The sequence below is a fragment of the Streptomyces sp. NPDC046876 genome (assembly GCF_040645035.1).
In the GTDB taxonomy this organism is placed as follows: domain Bacteria; phylum Actinomycetota; class Actinomycetes; order Streptomycetales; family Streptomycetaceae; genus Streptomyces.
Genome location: NZ_JBEYXK010000040.1, coordinates 1 through 23,425, shown reverse-complemented (window position 1 = coordinate 23,425; position 23,425 = coordinate 1). Strand labels below are relative to the sequence as shown.

Here is a 23,425-nt window from a genome sequence, read left to right as displayed (position 1 = left end):
CGGCGCCTCAAACGCCGGCGAGGCTGAAATCACCCGGCGGGGGCCAAGGGTGGGGTGTCGAGGCCGGCGCCTTCGCGGAGGCCCTCCAGGAATTCCCCGACCGCCTCCGTGGCCGTACGGGCCGGCTCCCAGCCGAGCTCGGCGCGGGCGCGCCCCGCGTCCAGCAGCGGCAGCCGCAGCACCGCGTCGAGCAGCCCCGGCGCCGCCGGAGCGAGGTGCAACCGCCAGGCGGCGGCGAGCGCGGCGCGGGCGGCCCCGGCGGGCAGCGGCACCGTACGGGCGTGGAGCAGCCGGGCCACGGCAGCCGTGTCCATCACGGGGTCGGCCACCAGGTTGAACGCCCCGTGGACCGGGCGCAGGACGGCCGCCCGGTAGGCCTCGGCCGCGTCCTCGGTGTGCAGCGCCTGGAACCGCAGCCCGCTCACGGCGGGCAGCGCCGGGACGAACCCCGGCCGCACCAGCTTCCACGGCAGCAGCGGGCCGGCGAAGATCCGCCGCTGCTCGGACGCCGACGCCCGCTTGAACAGGAACGCGGGCCGGATGCGGACCACCCGCAGTTCGGGGTGGGCGAGCTGGTAGCCGTCGAGGTAGCGCTCCAGGTAGGCCTTCTCGCGGGTGTAGGCCGCCCCGGGCCAGCCGTGCGTGGGCCAGGACTCGTCGACGGGGCGCCCGTCGTCGGGTCCGGGCGAGTAGGCGCCGACCGAGGAGGCGTGGACCAGGGCCTGTACGCCCGTACGGGCACAGGTTTCGAAGACGCGGATGCTGCCCAGCACATTGGTGCGCCAGGTCTCCTCGGGATCGTGGGTGGGCTGGAACTTCCACGCGAGGTGGACGACGGCATCCGCACCGGCGAAGAGCTCGTCGAGGCCGTCCCTGCCGGGCTCGATGTCGGCGGCCGCCCAGTGCACGCCGGGGACCTGGTGGCGGGGGACGCGGCGGGCGATGCCCAGGACGTCCGTGACGGCGGGGTCCGCCGCCAGGGCGCGGACCACGCTGGTGCCGGCATTGCCGGTGGCTCCGGTGACGACGACCCTCATGACGCCCACCCGGCCTTCCGGTGGAACGGGCGCCGATGGTGCCGCACCGGTACGGATTCCTCGGCTCCGGGAGCGAAGGCGCGCTCGGCGGCCGCGAGCCGCAGCCGCTCCAGGACCCCGATCTGCCGTGCGGCGCGGAACAGCATGCGGTCGAGCGCCGCCTCGTCGATCCGGTGGTCGCTCAGGCGTCCGTCGGTGCGGGCGATGTTCTGCAGGCAGCGCCACATCAGCAGCTTGCCCTCCACGCCCAGGCGCAGGGCTTCCAGCTCCAGTACGTCGCTGAGCGGGGAGCGGGAGACGATCCGGCCGTTGAGCTTCATCCGGCCGGCCATCTCGGCGAGCCGACCGGCCAGGGACCGGGCCGTCATCACGGGCACGTCGAGGGCCGTCATGACCTCGCGCAGGGTGTCGCGGTCCTCTGCGATCTCCTTGGCGAGCGCGGCCAGGGGAGCTTCGGAGGGCGTGCCGCGGTGGGCGCGGGTCATGCGGCGGGAGAGGGCGACGCCGGCCGCCGAGCCCCCGAGGTGGTCGTTGAGGTAGATGCTGAGGAGGCGTTCCGGGTCGGGGGTCATGTCACAGCTCCGCTCGTGTGGTGTCGCGCCGTGCTGTGGTCAGGCGCCGACCTGCGCGAAGGGGCCGGTGCCGAGGCTGTGGAGGAGGTCCGCAGGATCCTGCCGTACGGAGCCGGCGCCGGCCGCCTCCAGGTCCGCCGAGGGGATCCCGCCGCAGAGCAGCCCGACGCAGGCCACGTCCGCGTTCCGGCCGGCCCGCATGTCCCAGACGCTGTCGCCGACGAACACGGCCCTTCCGTGCGGGGTGCCGGCGAGCTCCAGGGCCTGGTGGATGGGCTCGGGGTGGGGTTTGCCCCGGTCGACGTCGTCGGAGCTGGTGGTGGCGTAGATCGCGTCGTCGGCGTCGATGGCCCGGCGCAGTGCGGACAGCTCGGCCCCCGAGGCGGAGGTCACCAGGACGACGCGCCAGTCGTCGGCGGCGAGCGCGTGCAGGAGGTCCCCCGCGCGGGGCGTGGTGGCGATCCGGTCGAAGTACGTCGCGTAGAGCACGTCGTGGGCGGTGTTGATCCGCTCGTCCTCGTCCCTGTCCCGGTCGGGGCCGAGCAGATGTGCCACAAGGTCCCGTCCCGGCAGGCCGAGTGCGTGGTGGACGGCGTGCGTGGGGATGTGGTGTCCGGCCTGGCGCAGTGCTTCCCACCAGGAGGTCACGTGCAGGGCGTTGGTGTCGGTGAGCGTGCCGTCGACGTCGAAGAGGGCCGCGCGGGCGGAGGGATCGGGGGTGCGGGGGCCGCCCGGGCCGGACTGCGGGACGTTCATGCGGCTTCTCCGATCCGGTCGTCGTGCGGGGCAGGAGGGTTCGGCAGGGGTCGGCTCGGGCTTCAGCAGGGGCTTCGGACCGGTCACGACTGCCGCCTGCCCCGCGCGGTCCACCTAAAACGGTAAAAACGCCTCCGCGGGATCTGCAAGGTGTACGGGCGGTGCCGGGGGGGCAGACGCGGCGTACACATGCCGAAGCATCGATCGGTGAACCGAGAAAGGAGGCTGTTCCGCCATGGACGGCAATGTCTGGGCCTACCGCGTCACGGTCGGCCGCATCACGGACGCGGACCTGACCGGATTCAAGGTGGAGGCCGCCGACGGCAGCATCGGAAAGGTGGACAAGCACTCCGACGAGGTCGAGGACGCCTATCTCGTGGTCGACACCGGCCCGTGGATCTTCGGCAAGGAAGTCCTCCTGCCCGCCGGGACCGTGACGGGCATCGACATGGACGAGAAGAAGGTCCACGTGGGCCTGACCAAGGAGCAGATCAAGAACGCGCCCCCGTTCGTACGGGACGAGCTCCTGGAGGAGGACCGGGAGTACCGCAGCCGGATCGGCGGCTACTACGGCATGTTCCCCGGCCTCTGACGGCGCCCGGGCCCCGGGCCTTGATCGGCGGATAGACTGAAAACCAACCTGCCGATCGGAGCTCGGGGCTCGTGTGAACAAGGCGACGACTCCCGGGGTCCCCCGGGTACTGCGGACGATGAACGATCGGGCCGCACTGGACCTGCTGCTCGCCCACGGGGAGCTCTCGAGGGCCCAGATCGGCCGGCTGACGGGGCTGTCGAAGCCCACCGCCTCGCAGATGCTGGCCCGGCTGGAAGACGCCGGCCTGGTGGTGGAGAGCGGCACCTCCGCCGGCCACCGGGGCCCGGGCGCCGTCCTGTACACCGTCAACGCGGCGGCCGGGTACGCGGCCGGACTCGACGTCACCCCCGGCCTGATCACCGCGGCCGTCGCCGATCTGACGGGCCGCACGCTGGGCACGTACGAACTGGCCGGCCCGGAGCGGCTCGGCCCCGAGGTCCGCCAGGTCGAGGCCGCCCTGGCGGGTGCCGCCCGGGCGGCGGGCCTGGCCCCCGAGGCGCTGAACCGGGTCGTCATCGGCACGCCCCTCGCCTTCGACCCGAAGGACGGCCGGCTGCGCTACCCCAGCCACCTCTCCGGCTGGCAATCGCCCACGCTCGCCGCCGAGTTCGCCGAAGGGCTGGCGGTGCCGGCCCGGTGCGAGAACGACGTGAACCTGGTCGCCGTCGCCGAGCACCGCAGCGGAGCCGCCCGCGGCCGGGACGACTTCTTCCTGCTGTGGAACGAGGAGGGCATCGGCGGCGCGCTGATGTTCGGCGGACGGCTCCACCGCGGCCGCAGCGGCGGGGCGGGGGAGGTCGGCTTCATGCCCGTGCCCGGCACCCCCCTCGTCCGCAACGTCGACGCGGCGCAGACCGGCGGCTACCAGGACCTCGCCGGCTGCGAGGCGCTGCCGCGGATCGCGCAGCGCCTCGGCATCGACTACCGCGCCGACGTCGAGGCCCTGCGGCCCCGCGCCGGCCGGCCCCCCGAGGAGTCCGCGCTCCGGGTGGCGACCGCCCTGGTGGAGCACGCCGCACGGGCCGGGGACGGGCCGTACCGGGCCCTGTTGGAGGAGTTCGCGGCCGGTGTCGCCACCGGCCTGGCCTCGGTCGCAGCCGTGCTCGACCCCGAACTGGTGGTGCTGTCGGGCGGGTTGATGCTCGCCGGCGGGGAGCCGCTGCGGGAGCTCGTCGAGGCCGAGCTGGATGGGCTGTCGGTGTGCCGGCCGCCCCTGGTGCTCGGCGAGATCCGCGAGCGCCCGGTGCTGCGGGGCGCCCTGGAGGCCGCCCTCACCGCCGTCCGCGACGAGGTCTTCGACACCTCGCGCTGAGGCCGCCGGGCTCCGCACCGGGTCAGCGGTGGTAGGCGGCCGCCTGGGCGAACGGCGCCGCGTGGGCGGCCGGCGAGGCGAGCACCGCGACCCATGAGCCGTCGGTGAACTCGATGTCCATCCGGCCCTTCTGGAGCACGCCCTTGGGGTTGGCGCGCACGGCCGAGACCGCCGAGCGCGGTGCTTCCCAGTACTGCTTCATCGCCGGAGTCGTCCGCCACAGCGGGGAGACGTCGGTGAGCGCGAACCACCGGCTGTCGGTGATGGCGAGGACGCCCGTCACCGAGCCCCGGGCGCTCGCGCGGCTGACGACGAAGCGGCCGGCGGCGCTCTGCCAGCCGCCCTCCATGCTGCTGCCGTGCATCAGCCGGCTGCCGAGCGCGTCGAGTGCGTCCGGTGCGCGGTCGAGGGCGTTCGCCGCGGCGGCGGGCTTGGAGTGCCGGGGATCCAGCTGGGACTTGACCAGCTCCCGCAGCGGACGCGGTACCTTCGCCTCGATCCGCCGGCTGAGCGAGGAGGGCTCCGGCGGGGCGATGAGCGACTCGGGCGGGTGCGGCACGCCGGGGCCGAGTTCATAGGCGCATGCGGCGACGAGCCGCTCGTGCTGGTGCAGGAAGGGGTGGGCCTGTTCGCGCGCCTGCTGGTTCAACGCGTGCGCTCCTGTTCCGTGGTTGTGCTGACGAACCGGCTGGTCACCTCCGGCTCGAAGATCATTGTTACTGGGGAGGAAGGGGACGTTCCGCGCGGGGTCCCGGTCGGCCGCAACGGGCTCCGATTCGCCGCCGATTGCCCCTCCGACCGGCGCGCATACGGATTCAGGCCAGATCCGGCGTCAGCAACCAGCCCGCTGTGTCCAGATCATGACCTGCTGTCAAGACCCACGCGCCGAAGGCGCTAGGATTCCGGGCCGTTGTCATATGATCATTCGCTTTCGATCGTTTGAGGGTTCTGATGGTTCGCGTGGGATCGTCGCCCGGAAGTCCAGGGCCCACCTCACCTGCTCTATGGGCGCTGCCCGCCGCGGCCACCGCCGTCGCCGCGGCCGTCGCCGTGGCGCTGGTGTCCGCACCCGCCCGCACGCCCGTGGCCTGGGTGGGTGCGCTCGCCTTCGTCGCGGTCGCCCTCGCCTGTGGTGAGGCCGCCCGGCGCGGCAAGGCCGTGGCCCTCCTGCGCGCCGCGGTCGCCGCGCAGGAGGCGGCGCTGTACCGGCAGCAGACGGAGACCGTACGCCTCGCCCAGGAACTGCTCCCCGACGTCGTGGAGCGCCTGCGCAAGGGCGAGTTCCCCGAGGAGGTGCTCGCCTCCCTCGAAGAGCCCGGAACCCACGGCCCCGGCCTCACCCCCGAGTTCCGCGCCGCCCACCATGCCGTGCTGCGCTCCGTCCTCGACGCCGTCGTCGCCGAGGAGGACCTGCGCGACTCCGCCCAGCGCGCGTTCGTCAACATCGCCCGTCGCGTTCAGGCCATCGTCCACCAACAGGCGCAGGAACTCCGCGAGATGGAGGACCGCCACGGCCGCAGCCCCGACGTCTTCGGCGACCTGCTGCGCCTGGACCACGGCACGGCCCTCATCGGCCGCCTCGCCGACTCCATCGCCGTCCTCGGCGGCGCCCGGCCCGGCCGCCAGTGGTCCAAGGCCGTCCCGCTCTACAGCGTGCTGCGCGGCGCCATGTCGCGGATCATCGACTACCAGCGCGTCGAACTCCACTCGGTCTCCCAGGTCGCCGTCGTCGGACCCGCCGTCGAACCGCTCATCCACGCCCTGGCCGAGCTCCTCGACAACGCCACCCGCTACTCCCCGCCGCAGACCAAGGTCCACCTGACCGCCGTCGACGTGAACTCGGGCATCGCCGTCGAGATCGAGGACGGCGGCGTGAGCATGAGCGAGGAGGCCCGCAAGCGCGCCGAGCGCATGCTCCGCCAGGCGCAGCAGGGCATCGACCTCACCGACCTCGGCGAGACGCCGCGCCTCGGCCTCGCGGTCGTCGGCCGGCTCGCCCAGGCGTACGACTTCCAGGTCTCCCTGCGCTCGTCCGCGTACGGAGGCGTGCGCGCCGTGCTGGTCATCCCGCAGGCCCTGATCACCACCGCCTCCGCGGCCACCGGCGTCGCCCACGGCATCGGCACCGCCTCCGGCCCCCGGGCCGCCCTCCCGCCGGCCCCGGAGCGCCCGGGGGCCCCGGACGGGACGGCCCCCGTCGGGGCGTCCCCCGCCAGGGCATCCGCCGCCGAGGCGGCCGACACGCCGCCGCAGCCGGCCCGGCCGGCCACCGGCCCGCAGTACTGGTCCGACGCCGACGACGTACCGGTCGTCACCGAGCGGACCGCCACCGGCCTCCCGCAGCGCCGCCGCCGGGCCCGCGTGGCCGCGACCGACCTGCCCCAGGCCGCCACCGACCCGTTCATCGCCGCGGCGGCAGCCGCGGACCGCGCCGCCACCGAGCCCGCACCACAGCCCGAGGTACAGCCTGGCATGTGGCTGGCCGCCTTCCAGGACGGACTGTCCGCGGACAGCAGCAAGACCGCCGCGAGCCGTCGCGGCGCAGCGAGCCACAACACAGACGCCTCGCCCGCCGCGGCGAGCAAGGGAGAGCACCCGTGAGCCACCAACAGACCAACATGGACTGGATGCTCAAGGACCTGGCCGAGAGTGTCCCGCAGACCCGCCACGTCATCGTCCTGTCCGCCGACGGCCTGCGCATGGCGCAGTACGGCGCGGAGACCGACACCGCCGACCGGCTCGCCGCCGCCTGCGCCGGACTCCAGAGCCTCGCCGGCGCTGTAGCCGCCGAACTCCCCCACAGCAGTGGTCGGATGCGGCTCGTCGTCATCGAGATGGACGGCGGTTTCTTCTACTTGATGGCGGCCGGTGCCGGGGCCTTCCTCGCGGTGCTGGCGGATGAAGGCGTCGACGCAGGCCTCATGGGCCAGCGGATGCGCGACCTGGTGGCACGGATCGGAGAGCACCTGAGCAGCCCGCCGCGGCGCGACGGACTCATCGCGTGAGCAATACGGGACCGGACTGGGAAGTCGGGACCCCCGAGCGGCTCTACGTGATCACCGGGGGACGCAGCGCACCGTCGACACCTGCCACCCTCGACCTGGTCACGCTCATCATCGCCAAGTCGGGGCCGAGGCCAGGGATGCAGCCCGAGCACGCGGCGATCATGCGCCTGTGCCAGTCGCCGCTTTCGGTGGCCGAGGTGTCCGCCTACCTCGGCCTGCCGGTGAGCGTGATCACCGTGCTCCTCGGCGACCTGCTCACCGCCGGGCACGTCCTCTCCCGCCCGCCCGTCGCCCCCGCCAAACTCCCCGATCTGGCACTGATAGAGGCAGTCATCGATGGACTTCGAAAGCTCTGAGCCGCCCCCGGCCCCCCACCGCGGGCCCCTCCCGGCCGGGCCGCGGCGCGAGGACGCGCTGCCGGCCACGGCCGCCGCCGCCGTCAAGGTGGTGATCGTGGGCGGCTTCGGGGTCGGCAAGACGACCCTGGTCGGGTCCGTGAGCGAGATCCGGCCGCTGACCACCGAGGAGACGATGACGCAGGCCGGCGTCGGCGTCGACGACACCGTCGGCGTGGAGCGCAAGACCTCCACCACCGTGGCCATGGACTTCGGCCGCATCAGCATCAACGAAGAACTGGTGCTGTACCTCTTCGGCACCCCCGGCCAGGAGCGGTTCTGGTTCTTGTGGCGGGGCCTGTTCGAGGGCGCGCTCGGCGCCGTCGTCCTGGTCGACACCCGCCGCCTGGAGGTCAGCTTCGACGTGATCGGCCGACTGGAGGAGCGTGGCGTGCCGTTCGTCGTCGCCGTCAACTCCTTCCCCGACGCGCCGGAGCACCCCTTGGAGGACCTGCGCCAGGCCCTCGACCTGCCCGTTTCCGTCCCCTTGGTCGTCTGCGACGCCCGGCGCCGCGACTCCAGCCGTGACGTCCTGATGACGCTCATGCACTACCTGCACTCCCTCGCCGTGACCCCGGAGGCCTTGTGAGCACCCCCGCGCCCGACCCCGCCGCCGTCCCGCCGCCGGGCTGCCCGGCCCACCGGCTCTACGGCCCCGAGGCCGAGGCCGACCCGATGGGCCTGTACGAGAAGCTGCGCGCCGAGTACGGCTCCGTCGCCCCCGTCCTGGTCCAGGGCGACCTGCCCGCCTGGCTCGTCCTCGGCCACCGCGAGAACCTCGACGTGGCCCGCTCCCCGTCCCGCTTCTCCCGCGACCCGCGCCGCTGGCGCGACATGCAGGAGGGCAACGTCCCGCCGGACCATCCGCTGACCCCCATGACCGCCTGGCAGCCGGTGTGCCACCTCGTCGAGGGGGCGGAGCACGAGCGGCTGCGCGGTGCCGTCACCGATTCCCTGGAGCGCTTCGACCGGCGCGGCATCCGCCGCTACGTGACGCGGTTCGCCAACCAGCTCATCGACGGGTTCCTGCAGACCGGCCGGGCCGACTTGGTGGCGGACTTCGCCGAGCCGCTGCCCATGCTGGTGATGACGCAGCTCGTCGGCATGCCGGACTCTTACGGTCCCCGTCTCGTGGAAGCCGCCCGCGACATGCTCAAGGGCACGGAGACCGCCGTCGCGAGCAACGCCTACGTCACGGAGACGCTCGAGCAGCTCGTCGACCGCAAGCGGGCGGTACCGGGCCGGGACTTCACCTCTTGGCTGCTGGAACACCGCACACAGCTCACGGACGACGAGATCGTCGAGCACCTGCGCCTGGTGCTGATCGCGGCCTTCGAGACGACGGCCAACCTGATCGCCAACACGCTCCGCCTGGTCCTCACCGACCGCCGCTTCCGTGCCGACCTCTCCGGCGGCCACATGACCCTGCCGGACGCGCTGGAACAGGTGCTGTGGGACGAGCCGCCGCTCACCACGATCCTGGGCCGCTGGGCCACCGGCGACACCGAGCTCGGCGGCATGGCCGTCAAGGCCGGTGACATGCTGCTGCTGGGCCTGGCCGCAGGCAACGCCGACCCGGACATCCGACCGGACCTCACCCTGCCCGTCCACGGCAACCGCTCCCACCTGTCCTTCAGCAGCGGCCCGCACGAGTGCCCGGGGCAGGACATCGGCCGCGCGATCGCGGACACCGGCATCGACACATTGCTCGCACGGCTGCCCGATGTGGAGCTGGCGGTGTCCGAGGCCGAGCTGCGCTGGAAGTCGTCCCTGATGTCACGTCACCTGATCGAACTGCCGGTGGCGTTCACCCCGAGCGGCACCTCGGTAACCGGCTCCAACCCGGTCCCGGCCCGCGTGCCCGCGCCGGCCCCGGTGCGTGTGCCCGGCGCCATCCGGGAGGCGGTCGAGCGGCCGGTGCGCCGGGCCTCGTGGTGGGCCCGGCTGTTCCGCCGGAGGTGAGCGCCGCCCGCGTCACCCCTCGAGCTGCCGCCACCACCAGGCGAGTGCAGGTACGGGCAGCGGCCCGGTACGCGGGTCCGAGGGCGTGGCGCGGTAGGTGATGTCGTACGAAGCCCCCTCGACCGGCAGGGCGTTGCGGTTGCGGGGGCTCGTGTAGCGCGGTGCCCGGTTGTGGTACTCGATGTCACCCGCGATCCAGTGCTCCAACGAGCGCAGGTACCGCAGCAGCTCCTCACCGGCGTCCCGCGCCACCCGGTCGCGGAGCGCGACGAACAGGCCGACCAGGCGGTCCCGGAAGGCCACCGCCTCCTCCAGTGCGCGGCTCGTCCCGAGACCGCGTTCCTGGGCAAGGACGTTGATCAGGTTCTCCTCCAGCGGCTCCTGGTGGTCGTCCTTGTTGTACGAGAAGACGTCGTTGTCGCAGCCGACGATGAGGCCGGCGGCCTCGGTCAAGACCTGAACCGGCGCCGAGTACAGCGTCCTGGACGGCAACTCGATCCCGTTGGCCGCATTGCACCACGCCAGTGTGAAACGGGTGCCGTTGTCGGAGGTGCGCATCGCGACGTACTCGTTCAACGACGGCATCGCGCCGCGCTGCGCGTATACCGCCTGCCAGGCCGAGCCGAACACCCAGTCGCGGATGCCTTCCGTGAACCGGTGCAACTGGACCGGGGTGAGTATCTCGCGGGTGCGGACCACCAGGTCCTCCAGGGCTGCCGTGAACGGCCCCGGAGGCAGCAGCCCGGACCCCGGTGCCTCGACTGCCCGCACGAGCCGGGCTCCCTGGTCGGCCACGGTGGCCGTGCGGGAGGACGCGGCCCCGGAGTCCTGGCGGTCGTCCATGGCAAACGCCCAGTAGTTCCACTGCGTGAACAGCAGCATTGTCTCCACGTCACCGTAAGGGATGATCCGTGCGGTGAAGTCGGCACTGCGGGTCGCGAGGCACCAGGCGCGCTCGGTGGCGTCGGGGTACAAGCCGTATCCGTCGATCCAGGCGACGGCTCGCTCTTCCAGCTCCGCGGCCTTCGGGTGGATCAGATCCCGTTCGAACGGGCAGTAGAACGGCGGGAGCTGCCACCCGATCCGGGACGGCGCGGCGCCGGTGGCGTACGAAGCCGGCATGGCTCAGCGCCCTCCGCTCAGACGGAACAGCAGCAGCCGCGTCTCCAGCGCATGGTCGCGCCAGATGCGGAACAGCTTGCCGTGCGTGATGGTGGACTCCTGCAGCCGCTCGCGCGACCAGGCGGGGCGGGGGCCGGCCGGGTCCATGCGGTCCAGCTCGGCCGTGTTCCAGGCCATGGACTGAACCCAGAACTCGGCGACGCGGTCGGTGACGTCCTCGTCCTGCTCCAGTTCAAAACCGGCCGCCTCGGCGGCGCGGAGGTACTCGGTGAAGGTGCCCAGGCGCGTCTTGTAGTAGCCGTCGATGAACGAGGTCCACTCGGGCCGGCAGATGAAGTGCTCCTGGATGCCGAACCAGCCACCCGGCTTCAGGGCCGCCGCGACGACGCGGAAGAGCCGTTCGCGGTCCATGTAGCCGGAGCTCTCGTTGGCGTACGCGGCGTCGAACTTGGCCTCGGTGGTGAACGTGTGCACATCGGCGAGGTGCGCGGTGACACGGTCGGCCACCCCGGCCTGCCGGGCGAACTCGTGGACCACGGGTATGTGCTCGGCCGCGACGGTGAGGCCGGTGACCTCAGCCCCGTGCTCCTGCGCCCAGTACAGGGAGCCGCCGCCGACCCCGCAGCCGATGTCGAGGACGCTGCCGGGCGGGGTGGCGTACGCGCCCCACGAGCGGGCCGCGTGCTCGACGATCGCCTCCTGCGACTCCACGATGCGGCGTTTGAGCACCCTCTGGGAGACCGTTGTGTTCGGTGTCGCACCGGGAGCGAACAGGCCCATGTGGAAGTGGACTCGGGGGCCCGGGCCGTATTTGTGGAGGATGTCCGCCGTCTTCCGGCTGTAGTAGAGCGGCACTTGGCTCTCGTCGAACACCTGTCCAGCCTGGGGTGGCTGGATGACGAGTTTGCTGTCCATCGGTTCTCCGGTCCTGCGGTCACGTGGGGGTGTTTATCGGCCGCCCCACTCTGCCCATAAGTGATCGATAAAATTCCTCAGCCACTTGAGGGATGAGCATAGCCACACCCGAAACGCCACCAATTCCGCGCATTTGATGTCACGTCAGGTCTTGATGCCGTCCGTTTCCGGACGTCAGGCGTGGAATCGTCAACTCCGCTGTCCTGATTGCGACTCCAGAGCGGCGATGATCTCAGCCGTGCTGCTCACCTTCCCGATGCGCGGGAAGATCTTGCCGAAGGTGTGCGCATGGGACTGCGGGTCGGTGTCGGCGGTCGCGTCCTCCGCGAAGACGAGGGCGTAGTTGTGCTCCCAGGCCGTACGGGCCGTGGACTCCACGCCCACGCTGGTGGAGATCCCCGCCAGCACGATCCGGCTGATGCCGCGCCGGCGCAGCTGGAGGTCGAGCTCGGTGCCGGTGAACGCGCCCCAGTGCCGCTTGGTCACCACGACGTCCCCGAGGGCGGCGAGTTCGGCCGGGATCTCGGAGAACGCGGCGGGCGGGGCGGTGGCCGGGCCCGGGCGGTCGACGTCGGTGGTGGGCAGGTCGCCGCCGTCGGGCGACCAAGCCACCTTGACCAGCACCACGGGCAGCCGGCGCGCGCGGAAGGCCTCCGCGAGGGCCTTGCCGTTGGCCAGGACCTCCTCGGCGGGCCGGGTGGTGGGCAGGGCGAGGATGCCCTGCTGGAGGTCGATGAGGACGAGGGCGGTGCCGCCGTCGAGGGTCAGGCGGGCGCGGTCGGCTGCGGTGGTCAACGCGATCTCCTTCGATGGTCCGTACACGTTCATGAAACCCCGGGCCGTGCCGTGCGGCTCGGCAGGGGTCGGCCGCCCGGCGTGGCGGAGCGGGTGCGTCCGGGTGCGGGTGCCGCGCCGCCTAGGATGTGAACATGAGTACGAATGCGGGGGAGTCCCGTCCCGACCTGACCCCGGAGCTCACCGGCGCGGAACTGCGCCGCTGGTACTGGACGCTCGCCGAACTGTCCGTCCTGGCCCGGCGGATGGGGCTCTCCGCCGGGGGCGGGAAGGCCGCGCTGACCGACCGGCTGGCGGCCGCGCTCGACGGGCTCCCGCAGCCGGCTCCGGCCCGCCCGGCGCGCCGGGCCGCCGGCCGGCAGCTCGCCGCGCCCGTCGACGGCGACACCGTCATCCCCCAGGGGCAGCGGTGCAGCCAGGTGCTCCGGGAGTTCTTCGTCCGCGAGATCGGTCCCGCCTTCCACTTCGACGCCTTCATGCGCGACTACATCGCCGACGGCGTCGGGCACACCCTCGCCGAAGCCGTCGCCCACTGGCACGCCACCCGCGCCCGGGCCGCCGAACCACAGGAGGTCGGCGCCCAGTTCGAGTTCAACCGGTTCCTGCGCGACTGGCACGCCCGCCACCCGGACGGCGCCCGGGCTGAGGCCCTGGCCGCCTGGCAGGCCCACAGGGCCCTGCCGCGGGACTGAGCCCGGCCCCTGGGCCCGTCAGTCCGCCGGGGGCGGCGCAGCCGCCATCGGCCCGGGCTCCGGGAGGTGCCGGGACAGTGCCCAGGCCAGCAGCGGCAGCACCGCCAGCGGCAGCAGGGCCGTGCGCAGCGAGACGGCGTCCGCGGCCGCTCCGATCAGCGGACTCGCCAGCCCGCCCACGCTGACCGTCAGGCCCAGCGTGACCCCGCTCGCCGTGCCCATGCGGCTCGGCAGGTAGTCCTGCCCGAGGGTGACCTGCAGCGAGAACGGCACGTACAGGGCGGTGGCGGCCAGCGCCGCGCACCCGTACACGAGCGGCAGCGGCAGCAGGAGGATGCCCGCGACGGCGGGCGCGGTGACGGCGTACGCCCGGCGCACGGCGGTGGTCCGGCCCCAGCGGGACGCCAGCCGCCCGCCGAGCAGCGTGCCGGCCGCGGTGCCGCCGTACAGGGCGACCAGGGCCGCCGCCCCGCCGGTGCCACCACCGCCCCGCGCAGCCACGTACAGGGCGAGGAAGGTGCTCAGCCCGATGAAGACCACGGAGCGGACGACCACCACCAGGGACAGCCGCAGGAACGCCCGCACGTCCTCGGCGGCGACGACCGCCGCCCCCGGAACACCCCCCGCCGACGGGGCCGACGGGGCCGCGTCCGCAGCAGTGGGCCGCGGCCGGTTCAACACCACCCCGAGCGCCGCCGGGAGCGCCAGCAGGAGCCAGGGCGCCGGCCCCGGCAGCGACAGGGCGCCGACCACCAACAGCGGGGCGCAGGCGAAGCCGATGTTGCCGCCGAGGGCGAACCAGCTCATCGCGGTGTGCCCGCCGCCGCCCGCCCCGGTGCGCACCAGGCGGGCCGCCGCCGGGTGGTACGCGGCGACACCCAGCCCGGACAGGGCCGCCGCGGCCACGGTGGCCGGATAGCCCGCGTCCAGGCCCACCGGGGCGATGCCCGCGCCCGCGGCGGCCGTGCCCACCGGGATCAGCCAGGGCACCGGCCGCCGGTCGGCCAGCGCCCCGAACAGCGGCTGGACGACGGACGACAGCAGCGAGGCGGCCAGCACGATCCCGGACGCGGCCGCGTAGCCGTACCCGCGCCCGGCGACCAGGAACGGGACGAGCGCGGCGACTGCGCCCTGGTACACGTCCACGCAGACATGCCCGGCCGCGAGCCGCACGGCCCGCCGCCGCTCGGGCTCGGCAGGGGAGCCGGGGGCGGGGGCGGAGCCCCCGGTGGGGTCCCGGGTGTCGGAGGTCTTCACCGGTCGAGCATCGCCACTGCCGCCGCCGTACGGCTTCCGATAAATTGCCGGGTGATGCAGGAAATCCGCCACACTCCGAGGGCCGCGACCAGCGTCCGCGCGCTCGACACCCACACCGGGATCGACCCGCACCGGCACGACGACCACCAGATCGCCTACGCCGGCTCCGGGGTGCTGTCCATCACCACCGACGCCGGCACCTGGGTCGCGCCCACCTCCCGCGCCCTGTGGATCCCCGCCGGGACCGTCCACGAGCACCGCGCCCACGGCCGCACCGACCTGCACCTGGTGGGCCTGCCGGTCCACCTCAACCCGCTGTCCCTGGACAGCCCCGCCGTGATCGCCGTGGGTCCGCTGCTGCGGGAGCTGATCCTGGCCTACACCCGGGCCCCCGAGGACGGCAGCCCGCAGCGCCGCCGGATGCTCGGCGTCCTGCTCGACCAGCTGCGCGCCGCGCCCCTGCAACCCCTGCACCTGCCCGCCCCGACGGATCCCCGCCTCGCCGCCGTCTGCGAGCTGCTCCACGCGGACCCGGGCGACCACCGCACGCTGGCCGAGCTGGCGGCGCAGGCGGGGGCCGGGGCGAGCGAGCGGACCCTGAGCCGGCTGTTCCGCGCAGAGCTCGGCATGACCTTCCCGCAGTGGCGCACCCAGCTGCGGCTGCACCGGTCGCTGCGCCTGCTGGCCGCCGGCACGCCCGTGACCGCGGTCGCGCACCGCTGCGGCTGGTCCTCCGCGAGCGCCTTCATCGACGTCTTCCGGCGGGCCTTCGGGCACACCCCGGGCACGCACCCGCGCCCGCTGCCCTAGTCCGCTACTGCCGCGCGTACGACAGCCGGACCACCCCGTTGCCGAAGGACCGCGTGCCCTCCAGCCGCAGCGGCACCCGCACCTCCTCGCTCGGGAACAGCGGTCTGCCGCGGCCGATGCGCACCGGGTGCACGTAGATCCGGTACGCGTCCACCAGGTCCTGCCGCAGGAACGAGGCGGCGATGTCCGCCCCGCCCAGCACCAGGTCACCGTCCCCGGCCGCCTTGAGCGCGGCGACCTCCGCCGGTACGACGTCCCGCACGACCGTGGAGTTCCAGCCGACGTCCTCCTGCTCCAGCGTCCGCGAGTACACGTACTTCGGGGTCCGCCGCCAGATGTCCGCGAACTCGGCCATCGGACCGGCGTTCGCCGGGTCGGCATCCGCTGTCGGCCAGACGCCGGCCATCAGCTCGTACATGACCCGGCCGTGGAGGAATCCGTCGATGTCGGCGAGCTCCTCGTTGAAGTGCCGGTGCAGCTCGTCGTCGACGACATGCCAGTCGCCCTGCCGCTGCGGCCCCTCGAAGAACCCGTCCAGGGACACGGACATCATCAGGACGATCTTTCGCACAGTGGCCCACGCTACCGATACTGGCTGCCGTGAACAGCCACCACGCCACGGACACCGCAGACGACACCGTCCTCTTCCACACTTCGGGACGCACGGGGACGATCACCCTCAACCGCCCCCGGGCCCTCAACGCGCTCACCCACCCCATGGTGCTGCGCATCGAGGAGGCCCTGCTCGCCTGGGCGCACGACCCGGCCGTCGACCGGGTCCTCATCCGCGGCGCCGGCGAGCGCGGCCTGTGCGCCGGCGGGGACATCCGCGCGATCCACGACGACGCCAAGGCGGGCACCTCCGCCTCCGCCGACTTCTGGCGCGACGAGTACCGCCTCAACGCCCTGATCGCCCGCTACCCCAAGCCGTACGTCGCCCTCATGGACGGCATCGTGATGGGCGGCGGCGTCGGCGTCTCCGCCCACGGCAGCGTCCGCATCGTCACCGAGCGCTCCCGCGTCGCCATGCCGGAGACCGGCATCGGCTTCGTCCCGGACGTCGGCGGCACCCACCTCCTCGGCCGCGCCCCCGGCCTGCTCGGCACCCACCTCGCGCTCACCGGCTCGGCCGTGGGCGCCGCCGACGCGCTGCTGTGCGGGCTCGCCGACCACTTCGTGCCCGCCGCCCTGCTCCCCGAGCTGGCCGACGCCCTCGCCGAGGAGCCCGCGCACGAGGTGCTCCCGCGGTACGCCGCCACTCCCGCCCCCGGCGAACTGGCCGCGCGGCGGCCCTGGATCGACCGCTGCTACGCCGCCGAGACCGTCGAGGAGATCGTCGAGCGGCTCCTCGCCGAGGGGGATCCGGCCGCCAAGGAGACCGCGGAAACGATCCTCGCCAAGTCCCCCACCTCCCTCAAGGTCACCCTCGCCGCCGTCAGCCGGGCCCGGCGGCTCGGCACCCTGGAGGAGGTCCTCGCCCAGGAGTACCGGACCTCCTGCCACGCGCTGCGCTCGCCCGACCTGGTCGAGGGCATCCGGGCCCAGGTCGTCGACAAGGACCGCACCCCCCGCTGGTCCCCGTCCGACCTGCGCGAGGTCCCCGAGGAGGCGGTGGCCGGCTTCTTCGCCCCGCTCGGACCGGGCCGCGAACTGGGCCTCGCGGCTCAGCGGTAGCCGGTGGTGTCGGCCGGGCGGTCCGGGTCCTGGACCTCGACCATGTACCGCCAGGCGTCCGGCCGGCTGCCGTCGAGGTCCGTGAAGCCGTACACGCGGGCGAGCTGCCCGCTGGACAGCGACTGCCCGTTCCAGCGGGCGACCTCCGGGTCCGCCGCCAGCGCCGCGACCGCCCGGCCCACGTACGACGGGGTCTCCGAGATGGCGAAGTGCGGCACCTTCTCCAGCGCGTCGCGCCAGGTGGCCTCGGTCACGCCGAAGGCGTCGAGCATCATCTCCGAGCGCAGCCAGCCCGGCGTCAGCGCCACCGCCGTCGCCCCGCGCGGGCCCAGCTCGTGCCCGAGGGCGAACGCCATCCGCAGCACCGCCGACTTGGCGAGGTCGTAGAAGAAGGAGTTCCGGTAGCGGTCCGCGTTGTACTCGGCCGTGCCGTCCGTTATCTCCACCACCAGCCCGCCCGGCTCCCGCAGCAGCAGCGGCAGGGCGAAGTGGCTGGTGATGGCGTGGGTGTCGATCGCCAGCCGCAGCAGCCGCAACCCCTTGTCGAGGTCGTGCTCCCACACCGGGCTCTCCCACTCGAACAGCCGCTCACCGCCCCAGATGTCGTTCACCAGCACGTCCAGGCGGCCCTGCTCGGCCCCGATCCGCCCGACCAACGCCTCGACCTGACCCGGCACCAGATGGTCCGCGACCACCGCGATCCCGTGCCCGCCCGCCGCGGTGACCAGCTCCGCGGTCTCCTCGACCGTCTCCGGCCGGTCGTACTCCGACCGGCCGCCCTCGCGCGAGCTGCGCCCCGTCACGTACACCGTCGCGCCCTGCGCGCCCAGCTGGACCGCGATGCCCCGGCCCGCCCCCCGCGTCCCACCGGCCACCAGGGCTACTCTGCCTTCGAGCGTCCGCCGCGTCTGCGTCATCCCCAGACCCTACGCCGCGCCGCTCGCGGGCACGCCGCGGTGGCCGGATCCGCGGCCTTTCGACCGCCCCCGCTGCCCGGCTACCACTGAGGCCGCAGGCAGCCGACCCGCCCCGAGGAGGACCCGGCCGATGACCGCCGCCGGCATGACCAGCTTCGACGACGTCTACGCCCTGCCCGACCCCCGCGGCTACTTCACCGCGCTCGCCCCGTACGGGTACCAGACCCCCGCCCACGCCCAACCGGTCTTCCGGGCCCTGGCCCGCGGCCTCGGACCCGGGCGGCGGACGGTGCTCGACCTGTGCTGCTCGTACGGGATCAACGCCGCCCTCGTGAACCACGACGTGACCCTGGACGAGCTGTACGCGCACTACACCGCCCCGGAGGCGGCCCGTCTCACAACGGAGGAACTCCTGGCCCGGGACCGCGCGTTCTACGCCGCCCGGCGGCGCGCCGACGCCGTCCGCATGATCGGCGTCGACATCGCCCGGCCCGCCGTCGCCTACGCCGTGGCCGCCGGGCTCCTCGACGAGGGCCACACGGACGACCTGGAGGCCGCCGAACCGGGGGAGGTGCTGCGGAGCTCCGCCGCCGGCGTCGGCCTGATCACCGTCACCGGCGGGACCACGTTCCTCACCGGGCGCACCTTCGGGCGGCTGCTCAGCGCCGTCGGCCGGCCGGTGCCGGTGGCCGCGTTCGTGCTGCGCAGCCACGACTTCCGGGGCATCGCCGACTGCCTGCGGGCGTACGGGCTGACGGTCGAGCGCGTCCCCGGAACCAGCCCGCAGCGGCGCTTCACCGACGCCGCCGAGCAGCGGCGCGCCGTGGCCGCCGTGCGGGCCCTCGGCGAGGACCCGACCGGCAAGGAGGCGTCCGGCTGGTACCACACCCGCCTCCACCTGGCCCACCCCCCGGCCTGACGCCGAGGGCCGGCCAATCCAGCCTCGCCGGCGTTTGAGTGGGGGTCCCCCCGGACGGAGTCTGGGGGAGGGTCCGGGCAGAGCCCGGTGCCCGGCGGAGCCGGGTTTCCGGGGCGCCGCCGCCAGACCCCGCGCCTGAAGCGCCGGCGGGGCTGGATTTGCCGGACTCCCGGTTCGGGTGGCGGCGGAGTCGGCTGGGCTTCTGGGGCTCCGCCCCAGACCCCCCGCCTCAAACGCCGGCGAGGCTGGATTGGCTGGACCCTCGGTTCGGGTGGCGGCGGAGTCGGCTGGGCTTCAGCCCCCCGGCTCACGAGGCGGTGGGGCCGGAGTGGGCGGGGGCCCTTGTACAACCCCGTAGGGAAGCCGCACTGTTGGCCGGTATTCGTCCATACGGTCAGGAGAACCGGCTTGTCCTCGCACCCTCCCGCCCCCGCCCACACCGTCGACCCCGCCGGCGGCTGCCCGCACGCCCTGAACGCCGCCCTGCGGACGCAGCAGGGGCCCGTCGCGGACATCGTGCTGCCCGGCGGGGTGCCCGCAGCGGTCGTCCTGGGGCACGACGCGCTCAAGGAGTTCCTCTCCCACCCCGACGTGGCCAAGGACGCCCGCCACTGCCCGGCCCTGAACGACGGCACGATCCCCGCCGACTGGCCCCTGCGGGTCTTCGCCAACGCCCAGGGCATGCACACCGCCGACGGCGCCGACCACCGCCGTCTGCGCTCCCTCGTCGGCAACGCCTTCACCGCCCGCCAGGTGGAGCGGCTGCGCCCCCGCATCGAGGAGTTGACCGCCGGCCTCCTCGACGACCTCGGCCGGGCCGCCGCCGAGGACCCCGGCGGCGTCGCCGACCTGCGCACCCACTTCGCGCTCCCGCTCCCGATGAGCGTCATCTGCGAGCTGCTCGGCGTGGACCCCGAGCACCGCGGCCGGCTGCACGACCTCACCTACACGGTGGTCATCGCCACCGACACCACCCCGGCGGAGGTGATGGCGGCCGTGCGCGAGCTCGTCGAGCTGCTCGGCGCGATCGCGGCCGCCCGCCGGGCCGCCCCCGGCGACGATCTGACCAGCGCCCTGATAGCCGCCCGCGAGGACGACGGCGACCGGCTCAGCGAGGCCGAACTCATCGGCACCATGCGTCTGATGCTGGTAGCAGGTCACGAGACCACCCTCAACCTGATCAGCAATGCCGTACGCGCCCTGTGCACCCACCGCGACCAGCTGGCGCTGGTCCTGGACGGCAAGGCCACCTGGTCGGACGTGGTCGACGAGACGCTGCGCTGGGACGGCCCGGTCAGCTGGTTCCCCTTCCGCTACCCCACCCGCGACCTGCCCCTCGGCGGCACCGTGATCCCGCAGGGCACCCCGGTCCTCGCCGGCTACACCGCCGCCGGACGCGACGGGGCCTTCCACGGCCCGGACGCCGACCGCTTCGACGTCACCCGGCCCGGCGCGGCCCGGCACCTCTCCTTCGGGCAGGGCGCGCACTACTGCGTCGGCGCCCCGCTCGCCCGCCTCGAGGCCACGATCGCCCTGGAACGGCTCTTCACCCGTTTCCCGGACCTCGACCTCGCCGTCCCCGAGGCCGAACTTCCCCGCCAGCGCAGCTTCATCGGCAACAGCGTCCAGGCGCTTCCGGTCCGCCCGGTCCGCCGCCCGGGCCGCCGCTGAGTCCTAGCGGCCCGCCGCCGGCGGCGACAGCTCGGTGCTGAGCCAGCCCAGCGCATCGGGGTACATCCCGCTCCACGTCTGGAAGTTGTGGCCGCCGGAGGGTCGGACGAGGGTCTTGACGCGGACCCCGCTGCCCGCCGCGGCCCGGACGAAGGCGTCCAGCTGCTGCGGCGGGCTCTCCCGGTCCTGCGCGGAGGTGGCCAGGAACAGCCCGACGTCGGCCTTCCGCGCCTGCCGGACCAGCCACATCGGGCTGTTGCGCTCCCGCAGCACCGCATCGGGCAGCACCTCGGGGTCGCCGGTCAGCGGGTCCGGGTCGAGGGCCGCTCCCGCCCGGAACACCTTCGGGTACTGCAGCGGCAGCTTCGCCGCGCAGTACCCCCCGGTGGACACGCCCATCAGCCCCCAGCCTGCGGGCCCCCGCAGCGTGCGGAAGTTCTTCGCGACCAGCTCCGGCACGTCCCGCGCCAGCCAGTCGGCCACCTTCCGGCCGGGCGTGTTGCTGCAGTCGGTGTTCACCCCGCCCGGGTAGATCTCCGGGATCACGAGGACGAACGGGCGCGACGCGCCCAGCGCGATCAGCTGCTCCAACGCGTCCGGCATGCCGCCCAGGTCGATCCACGTCCGTGGCGAGCCCGGGTAGCCGTGCAGCAGCACCAGCACGGGGAACCGGGTCCGCTGCGCACCCGGGGCCCGGTACTCGGGCGGGGTCCACACGATCACCTGGCCGGCCAGCTTCGAGTGGGTACCGCGGAACCAGGCGGTCTGGGTGCCGTCACCGCCCGGCATGAAGCGGGCCCGGCCCGTCGTCGGCGCGGTCATCGCGGAGGCGTCCTGCCCGTTCCCGGTGCCCAGCAGCTCGTCCCAGGAGGAGTAGAGCCCGTAGCTGCCGTTGATCCACGCGGCGGTCACGGTGATGGCGGTCAGCTGGCACAGGGCGAGCATCAGCACCCGTGCGGGCCAGCGCACCCACCCGGGGCCCGGGATCCGGTTCCACAGCAGCAGCGCGGCCAGCATCGCGAGTGCGGTGACGGTGATCAGGGTGACGAACAGCGGGGTACTGGTGAGCTCCACGGGGGCCGGCTCCTGACGTTGCTCTCCGCCCATCCGGAGGGAAGGGGATGGCTCAATGTACGGTTTGCTCCCCTTTTCGCCCCGGCCGACCGGCCGACCGTCACCCTGTCCGTGCCGCCGCAGCCGCCGCGGCCGCCGGGCGGGGCCGGACGTGCACCGCCACCGTGTGCAGGCCCGTCGCCCCGTCGGGCACGGGCGGCCGGACCTCCTCCGTCTGCACGGCGCCGCCCCCGTCCGTGGCCCGGACCTGGAGCGTGTGCCGGCCCGGGGCCGCCTCCCACGGCCACGACCACAGCCGCCAGGTGTCGACGCCGTCCGCGTCCGCCAGCCGGGCCTCCTGCCACGGGCCCCCGTCGACCCGTACCTCCACCCGGGCGATCCCGCGGTGCTGCGCCCACGCCACTCCGGCCACCGCCACCTGGCCCGCGAGGGGTTCGGCGGACGGGCGGGGCGTGTCGATGCGGGACTGCGTCTTCACCGGGGCCTGCGCCGCCCACCCCCTGCGCACCCAGTAGGCGTCGTACGCGGAGAAGGTGGTCAGGTGCAGCTCGCGCAGCCACTTGCAGGCGGAGACGTACCCGTACAGGCCCGGGACGACCATGCGGACGGGGAAGCCGTGGGCGAAGGGCAGCGGCTCGCCGTTCATCCCGACGGCGAGCAGCGCCTCCCGCCCGTCCATGACGGTCTCCACGGGCGTGCCGATGGTCATGCCGTCCACCGAGCGCGCGACCAGCTGGTCGGCCGGGCCGCCCCGCGAGGGCGGCCGTACGCCCGCCTCGTGCAGCAGGTCGGCGAGGCGCACGCCGAGCCAGCGGGCGTTGCCCGCGTACGGGCCGCCGACCTCGTTCGACACGCAGGTCAGGGTGATGTCGTGCTCGACGAGCGGGCGGGCCAGCAGCGCGCGCAGGTCCAGCTCCAGCGGACGCGCGACGCCCTCGCCGTGGATCCGCAGCCGCCAGGTGTCGGCGTCGACGCGCGGCACCACCAGGGCGGTGTCCACCCGGTAGAAGTCCCCGGCCGCGGTGAGGAAGGGGGAGGTCCCGCGCACCGCCGGCTCCGCGCCGGGCGGCACGGGCGGGGCGGGTACATCCGGCGGCGGCAGCACCAGCCCCGCCCGGGAGGCGCCGGCCCCGAGGGAGCCGTACGCCCCGAGGCGCCGGCCCGCGTACCCGATGCCGGCGGAAGCGGCGAGCGTGGCCGCGACCAGCCGGCCGAAGCCGCGCCGGTCCATCGCCCCGGCCCCGCCCGGGGGTGCACCGGCCGGGCGGGGCCGGCGCAGCGCGCGCACCAGCAGGTACAGCACCCCGGCGGCGGCCAGCCCGCCCGCCAGCGAGGGCAGCGCATCGCGCCAGGACGCCTCCGGTCGGCTCGTTGCGGCCAGGGCCCCGACCAGCCCGAACGCGCCCGCCACGGCGAGGCCCGCCGGCAGCCGGCGGACCGCGAGCACCCCGGCGGCGGCCGCCACCGCTCCCAGGACGAGGACGATCCCGAGCGCGAGCACCAGCTTGTCGGCGGTCCCGAACTGCCGGATCGCCCACTCCTTCACGGCCGTGGGCGTGAGGTCGACCACGGTCCCGCCGACCGCGGTCACCGGGGCGGCCTCGGGCCGGACGACCGCCGCGGCCAGCTCGGCCACGGCCAGCCCGGCGAAGGCCGCGACCAGCCCGCATACGGCGCCGCCCAGGAGGCGGCGGCGCCGCCCGAGGTCCGCCTTCGCTCCGGTCACGCGTTCCAGTGTGGCGCGGCGCGCCCGTATTGCGTGCGCCGGGCGCCCGGCGCGCTCACACGCCGCGCGGGCTAGTGCTGTGACCGGAAAGGTTCACCGGGTCGCGGCGTCCGGTGCGGTGCCTCGCAAGGCGGAGGGCCTCGGCTCGTACTGGACGTACTTGCGAGGGCCGACAACGCGGCGAGGTGCCGTGCCGGGGGCACCTCCCAGCGGTTGCCG

The 23,425-nt window shown here is 74.0% G+C and carries 24 protein-coding genes; 12 read left to right on the top strand and 12 right to left on the bottom strand.

The features are described 5' to 3' along the window. Positions 1-29: 29 nt before the first annotated feature. The 3 genes from ABZ924_RS21400 to ABZ924_RS21390 are packed head-to-tail and all read right to left on the bottom strand — an operon-like array spanning position 30 to position 2,365. Positions 30-1,037: an NAD-dependent epimerase/dehydratase family protein gene (locus ABZ924_RS21400; RefSeq protein ID WP_361911925.1), complete on the bottom strand. Its 1,008-nt coding sequence runs from the start codon at positions 1,035-1,037 to the stop codon at positions 30-32. Then, complete coding sequence (locus tag ABZ924_RS21395; protein WP_361911922.1) at positions 1,034-1,609, bottom strand: hypothetical protein; 576 nt, start codon at positions 1,607-1,609, stop codon at positions 1,034-1,036. Before ABZ924_RS21395 ends, ABZ924_RS21400 begins: the two co-directional genes overlap by 4 nt. 39 nt (positions 1,610-1,648) lie before the next feature. Continuing rightward, the gene (locus ABZ924_RS21390) at positions 1,649-2,365 is read right to left on the bottom strand and encodes an HAD family hydrolase (protein WP_361911919.1); all 717 of its coding nucleotides are present in this window, start codon (positions 2,363-2,365) and stop codon (positions 1,649-1,651) included. Positions 2,366-2,600: 235 nt separating this feature from the next. On the opposite strand from ABZ924_RS21390, the gene ABZ924_RS21385 reads away from it, so the two are divergent. Further along, positions 2,601-2,957, top strand: coding sequence for a PRC-barrel domain containing protein (locus ABZ924_RS21385; protein WP_361911916.1), 357 nt, complete (start codon positions 2,601-2,603; stop codon positions 2,955-2,957). A 118-nt stretch (positions 2,958-3,075) separates the two neighbouring features. Continuing rightward, positions 3,076-4,272, top strand: a complete 1,197-nt coding sequence (locus tag ABZ924_RS21380; protein ID WP_361911914.1) for an ROK family transcriptional regulator — start codon at positions 3,076-3,078, stop codon at positions 4,270-4,272. A 22-nt stretch (positions 4,273-4,294) separates the two neighbouring features. On the opposite strand, the gene ABZ924_RS21375 is transcribed toward ABZ924_RS21380, so the two are convergent. Continuing rightward, complete coding sequence (locus tag ABZ924_RS21375; protein ID WP_361911911.1) at positions 4,295-4,921, bottom strand: hypothetical protein; 627 nt, start codon at positions 4,919-4,921, stop codon at positions 4,295-4,297. Between the two features lie 302 nt (positions 4,922-5,223). Here ABZ924_RS21375 and ABZ924_RS21370 point away from each other — a divergent pair, with 302 nt between their 5' ends. From ABZ924_RS21370 to ABZ924_RS21350, 5 genes are read left to right on the top strand one after another with little or no spacing between them, the layout of a single operon-like run. Then, positions 5,224-6,873, top strand: coding sequence for an ATP-binding protein (locus ABZ924_RS21370; protein WP_361911908.1), 1,650 nt, complete (start codon positions 5,224-5,226; stop codon positions 6,871-6,873). A 17-nt stretch (positions 6,874-6,890) separates the two neighbouring features. Next, on the top strand, positions 6,891-7,277 hold the full coding sequence (locus ABZ924_RS21365; RefSeq protein ID WP_361912005.1) for a roadblock/LC7 domain-containing protein: 387 nt from the start codon (positions 6,891-6,893) through the stop codon (positions 7,275-7,277). After that, on the top strand, positions 7,274-7,633 hold the full coding sequence (locus ABZ924_RS21360) for a DUF742 domain-containing protein (protein WP_361911905.1): 360 nt from the start codon (positions 7,274-7,276) through the stop codon (positions 7,631-7,633). The genes ABZ924_RS21365 and ABZ924_RS21360 overlap by 4 nt, the downstream gene beginning before the upstream one ends. After that, a complete protein-coding gene (locus tag ABZ924_RS21355) occupies positions 7,614-8,261 on the top strand; it encodes an ATP/GTP-binding protein (RefSeq protein ID WP_361911902.1) in 648 nt (215 codons plus the stop codon). Before ABZ924_RS21360 ends, ABZ924_RS21355 begins: the two co-directional genes overlap by 20 nt. Further along, positions 8,258-9,634, top strand: coding sequence for a cytochrome P450 (locus tag ABZ924_RS21350; RefSeq protein WP_361911899.1), 1,377 nt, complete (start codon positions 8,258-8,260; stop codon positions 9,632-9,634). The genes ABZ924_RS21355 and ABZ924_RS21350 overlap by 4 nt, the downstream gene beginning before the upstream one ends. Positions 9,635-9,646: 12 nt before the next feature. On the opposite strand, the gene ABZ924_RS21345 is transcribed toward ABZ924_RS21350, so the two are convergent. The 3 genes from ABZ924_RS21345 to ABZ924_RS21335 form a co-directional block, all read right to left on the bottom strand. Beyond that, positions 9,647-10,756: a hypothetical protein gene (locus ABZ924_RS21345; RefSeq protein WP_361911896.1), complete on the bottom strand. Its 1,110-nt coding sequence runs from the start codon at positions 10,754-10,756 to the stop codon at positions 9,647-9,649. A 3-nt stretch (positions 10,757-10,759) separates the two neighbouring features. Beyond that, complete coding sequence (locus tag ABZ924_RS21340; protein WP_361911894.1) at positions 10,760-11,671, bottom strand: methyltransferase domain-containing protein; 912 nt, start codon at positions 11,669-11,671, stop codon at positions 10,760-10,762. A 189-nt stretch (positions 11,672-11,860) separates the two neighbouring features. Further along, complete coding sequence (locus ABZ924_RS21335) at positions 11,861-12,466, bottom strand: hydrolase (protein WP_361911891.1); 606 nt, start codon at positions 12,464-12,466, stop codon at positions 11,861-11,863. 134 nt (positions 12,467-12,600) lie between these two features. Between ABZ924_RS21335 and ABZ924_RS21330 the strand changes: the two genes are divergently transcribed. Next, complete coding sequence (locus tag ABZ924_RS21330) at positions 12,601-13,158, top strand: DUF6434 domain-containing protein (RefSeq protein ID WP_361911888.1); 558 nt, start codon at positions 12,601-12,603, stop codon at positions 13,156-13,158. Between the two features lie 18 nt (positions 13,159-13,176). Here the strand turns inward: ABZ924_RS21330 and ABZ924_RS21325 are convergent, their stop codons facing one another. Next, a complete protein-coding gene (locus tag ABZ924_RS21325; RefSeq protein ID WP_361912002.1) occupies positions 13,177-14,331 on the bottom strand; it encodes an MFS transporter in 1,155 nt (384 codons plus the stop codon). Positions 14,332-14,469: 138 nt separating this feature from the next. On the opposite strand from ABZ924_RS21325, the gene ABZ924_RS21320 reads away from it, so the two are divergent. After that, positions 14,470-15,225 carry a helix-turn-helix transcriptional regulator gene (locus tag ABZ924_RS21320; protein WP_361911885.1) on the top strand — a complete coding sequence of 252 codons (756 nt, stop codon included), beginning with the start codon at positions 14,470-14,472 and terminating at the stop codon, positions 15,223-15,225. A 4-nt stretch (positions 15,226-15,229) separates the two neighbouring features. Here the strand turns inward: ABZ924_RS21320 and ABZ924_RS21315 are convergent, their stop codons facing one another. Beyond that, positions 15,230-15,796: a dihydrofolate reductase family protein gene (locus tag ABZ924_RS21315; protein ID WP_361911882.1), complete on the bottom strand. Its 567-nt coding sequence runs from the start codon at positions 15,794-15,796 to the stop codon at positions 15,230-15,232. Positions 15,797-15,825: 29 nt separating this feature from the next. Here ABZ924_RS21315 and ABZ924_RS21310 point away from each other — a divergent pair, with 29 nt between their 5' ends. Further along, on the top strand, positions 15,826-16,899 hold the full coding sequence (locus tag ABZ924_RS21310) for an enoyl-CoA hydratase/isomerase family protein (protein ID WP_361911879.1): 1,074 nt from the start codon (positions 15,826-15,828) through the stop codon (positions 16,897-16,899). Here ABZ924_RS21310 and ABZ924_RS21305 read toward each other — a convergent pair. After that, entirely contained in the window at positions 16,890-17,816 is a 927-nt protein-coding gene (locus ABZ924_RS21305) for an SDR family oxidoreductase (RefSeq protein WP_361911876.1), read from the bottom strand. The two genes, ABZ924_RS21310 and ABZ924_RS21305, sit on opposite strands and share 10 nt — an antisense overlap. 130 nt (positions 17,817-17,946) lie before the next feature. Between ABZ924_RS21305 and ABZ924_RS21300 the strand changes: the two genes are divergently transcribed. Together ABZ924_RS21300 and ABZ924_RS21295 are read left to right on the top strand one after the other, a co-directional pair. Then, a complete protein-coding gene (locus ABZ924_RS21300; protein WP_361911874.1) occupies positions 17,947-18,735 on the top strand; it encodes a hypothetical protein in 789 nt (262 codons plus the stop codon). A 408-nt stretch (positions 18,736-19,143) separates the two neighbouring features. Then, positions 19,144-20,406, top strand: coding sequence for a cytochrome P450 (locus tag ABZ924_RS21295; protein WP_361911871.1), 1,263 nt, complete (start codon positions 19,144-19,146; stop codon positions 20,404-20,406). Between the two features lie 3 nt (positions 20,407-20,409). Here ABZ924_RS21295 and ABZ924_RS21290 read toward each other — a convergent pair whose 3' ends face one another. Next, positions 20,410-21,480: an alpha/beta hydrolase-fold protein gene (locus ABZ924_RS21290; RefSeq protein ID WP_361911868.1), complete on the bottom strand. Its 1,071-nt coding sequence runs from the start codon at positions 21,478-21,480 to the stop codon at positions 20,410-20,412. 100 nt (positions 21,481-21,580) lie between these two features. Then, a complete protein-coding gene (locus ABZ924_RS21285) occupies positions 21,581-23,206 on the bottom strand; it encodes a molybdopterin-dependent oxidoreductase (protein ID WP_361911865.1) in 1,626 nt (541 codons plus the stop codon). Positions 23,207-23,425: the final 219 nt, after the last annotated feature.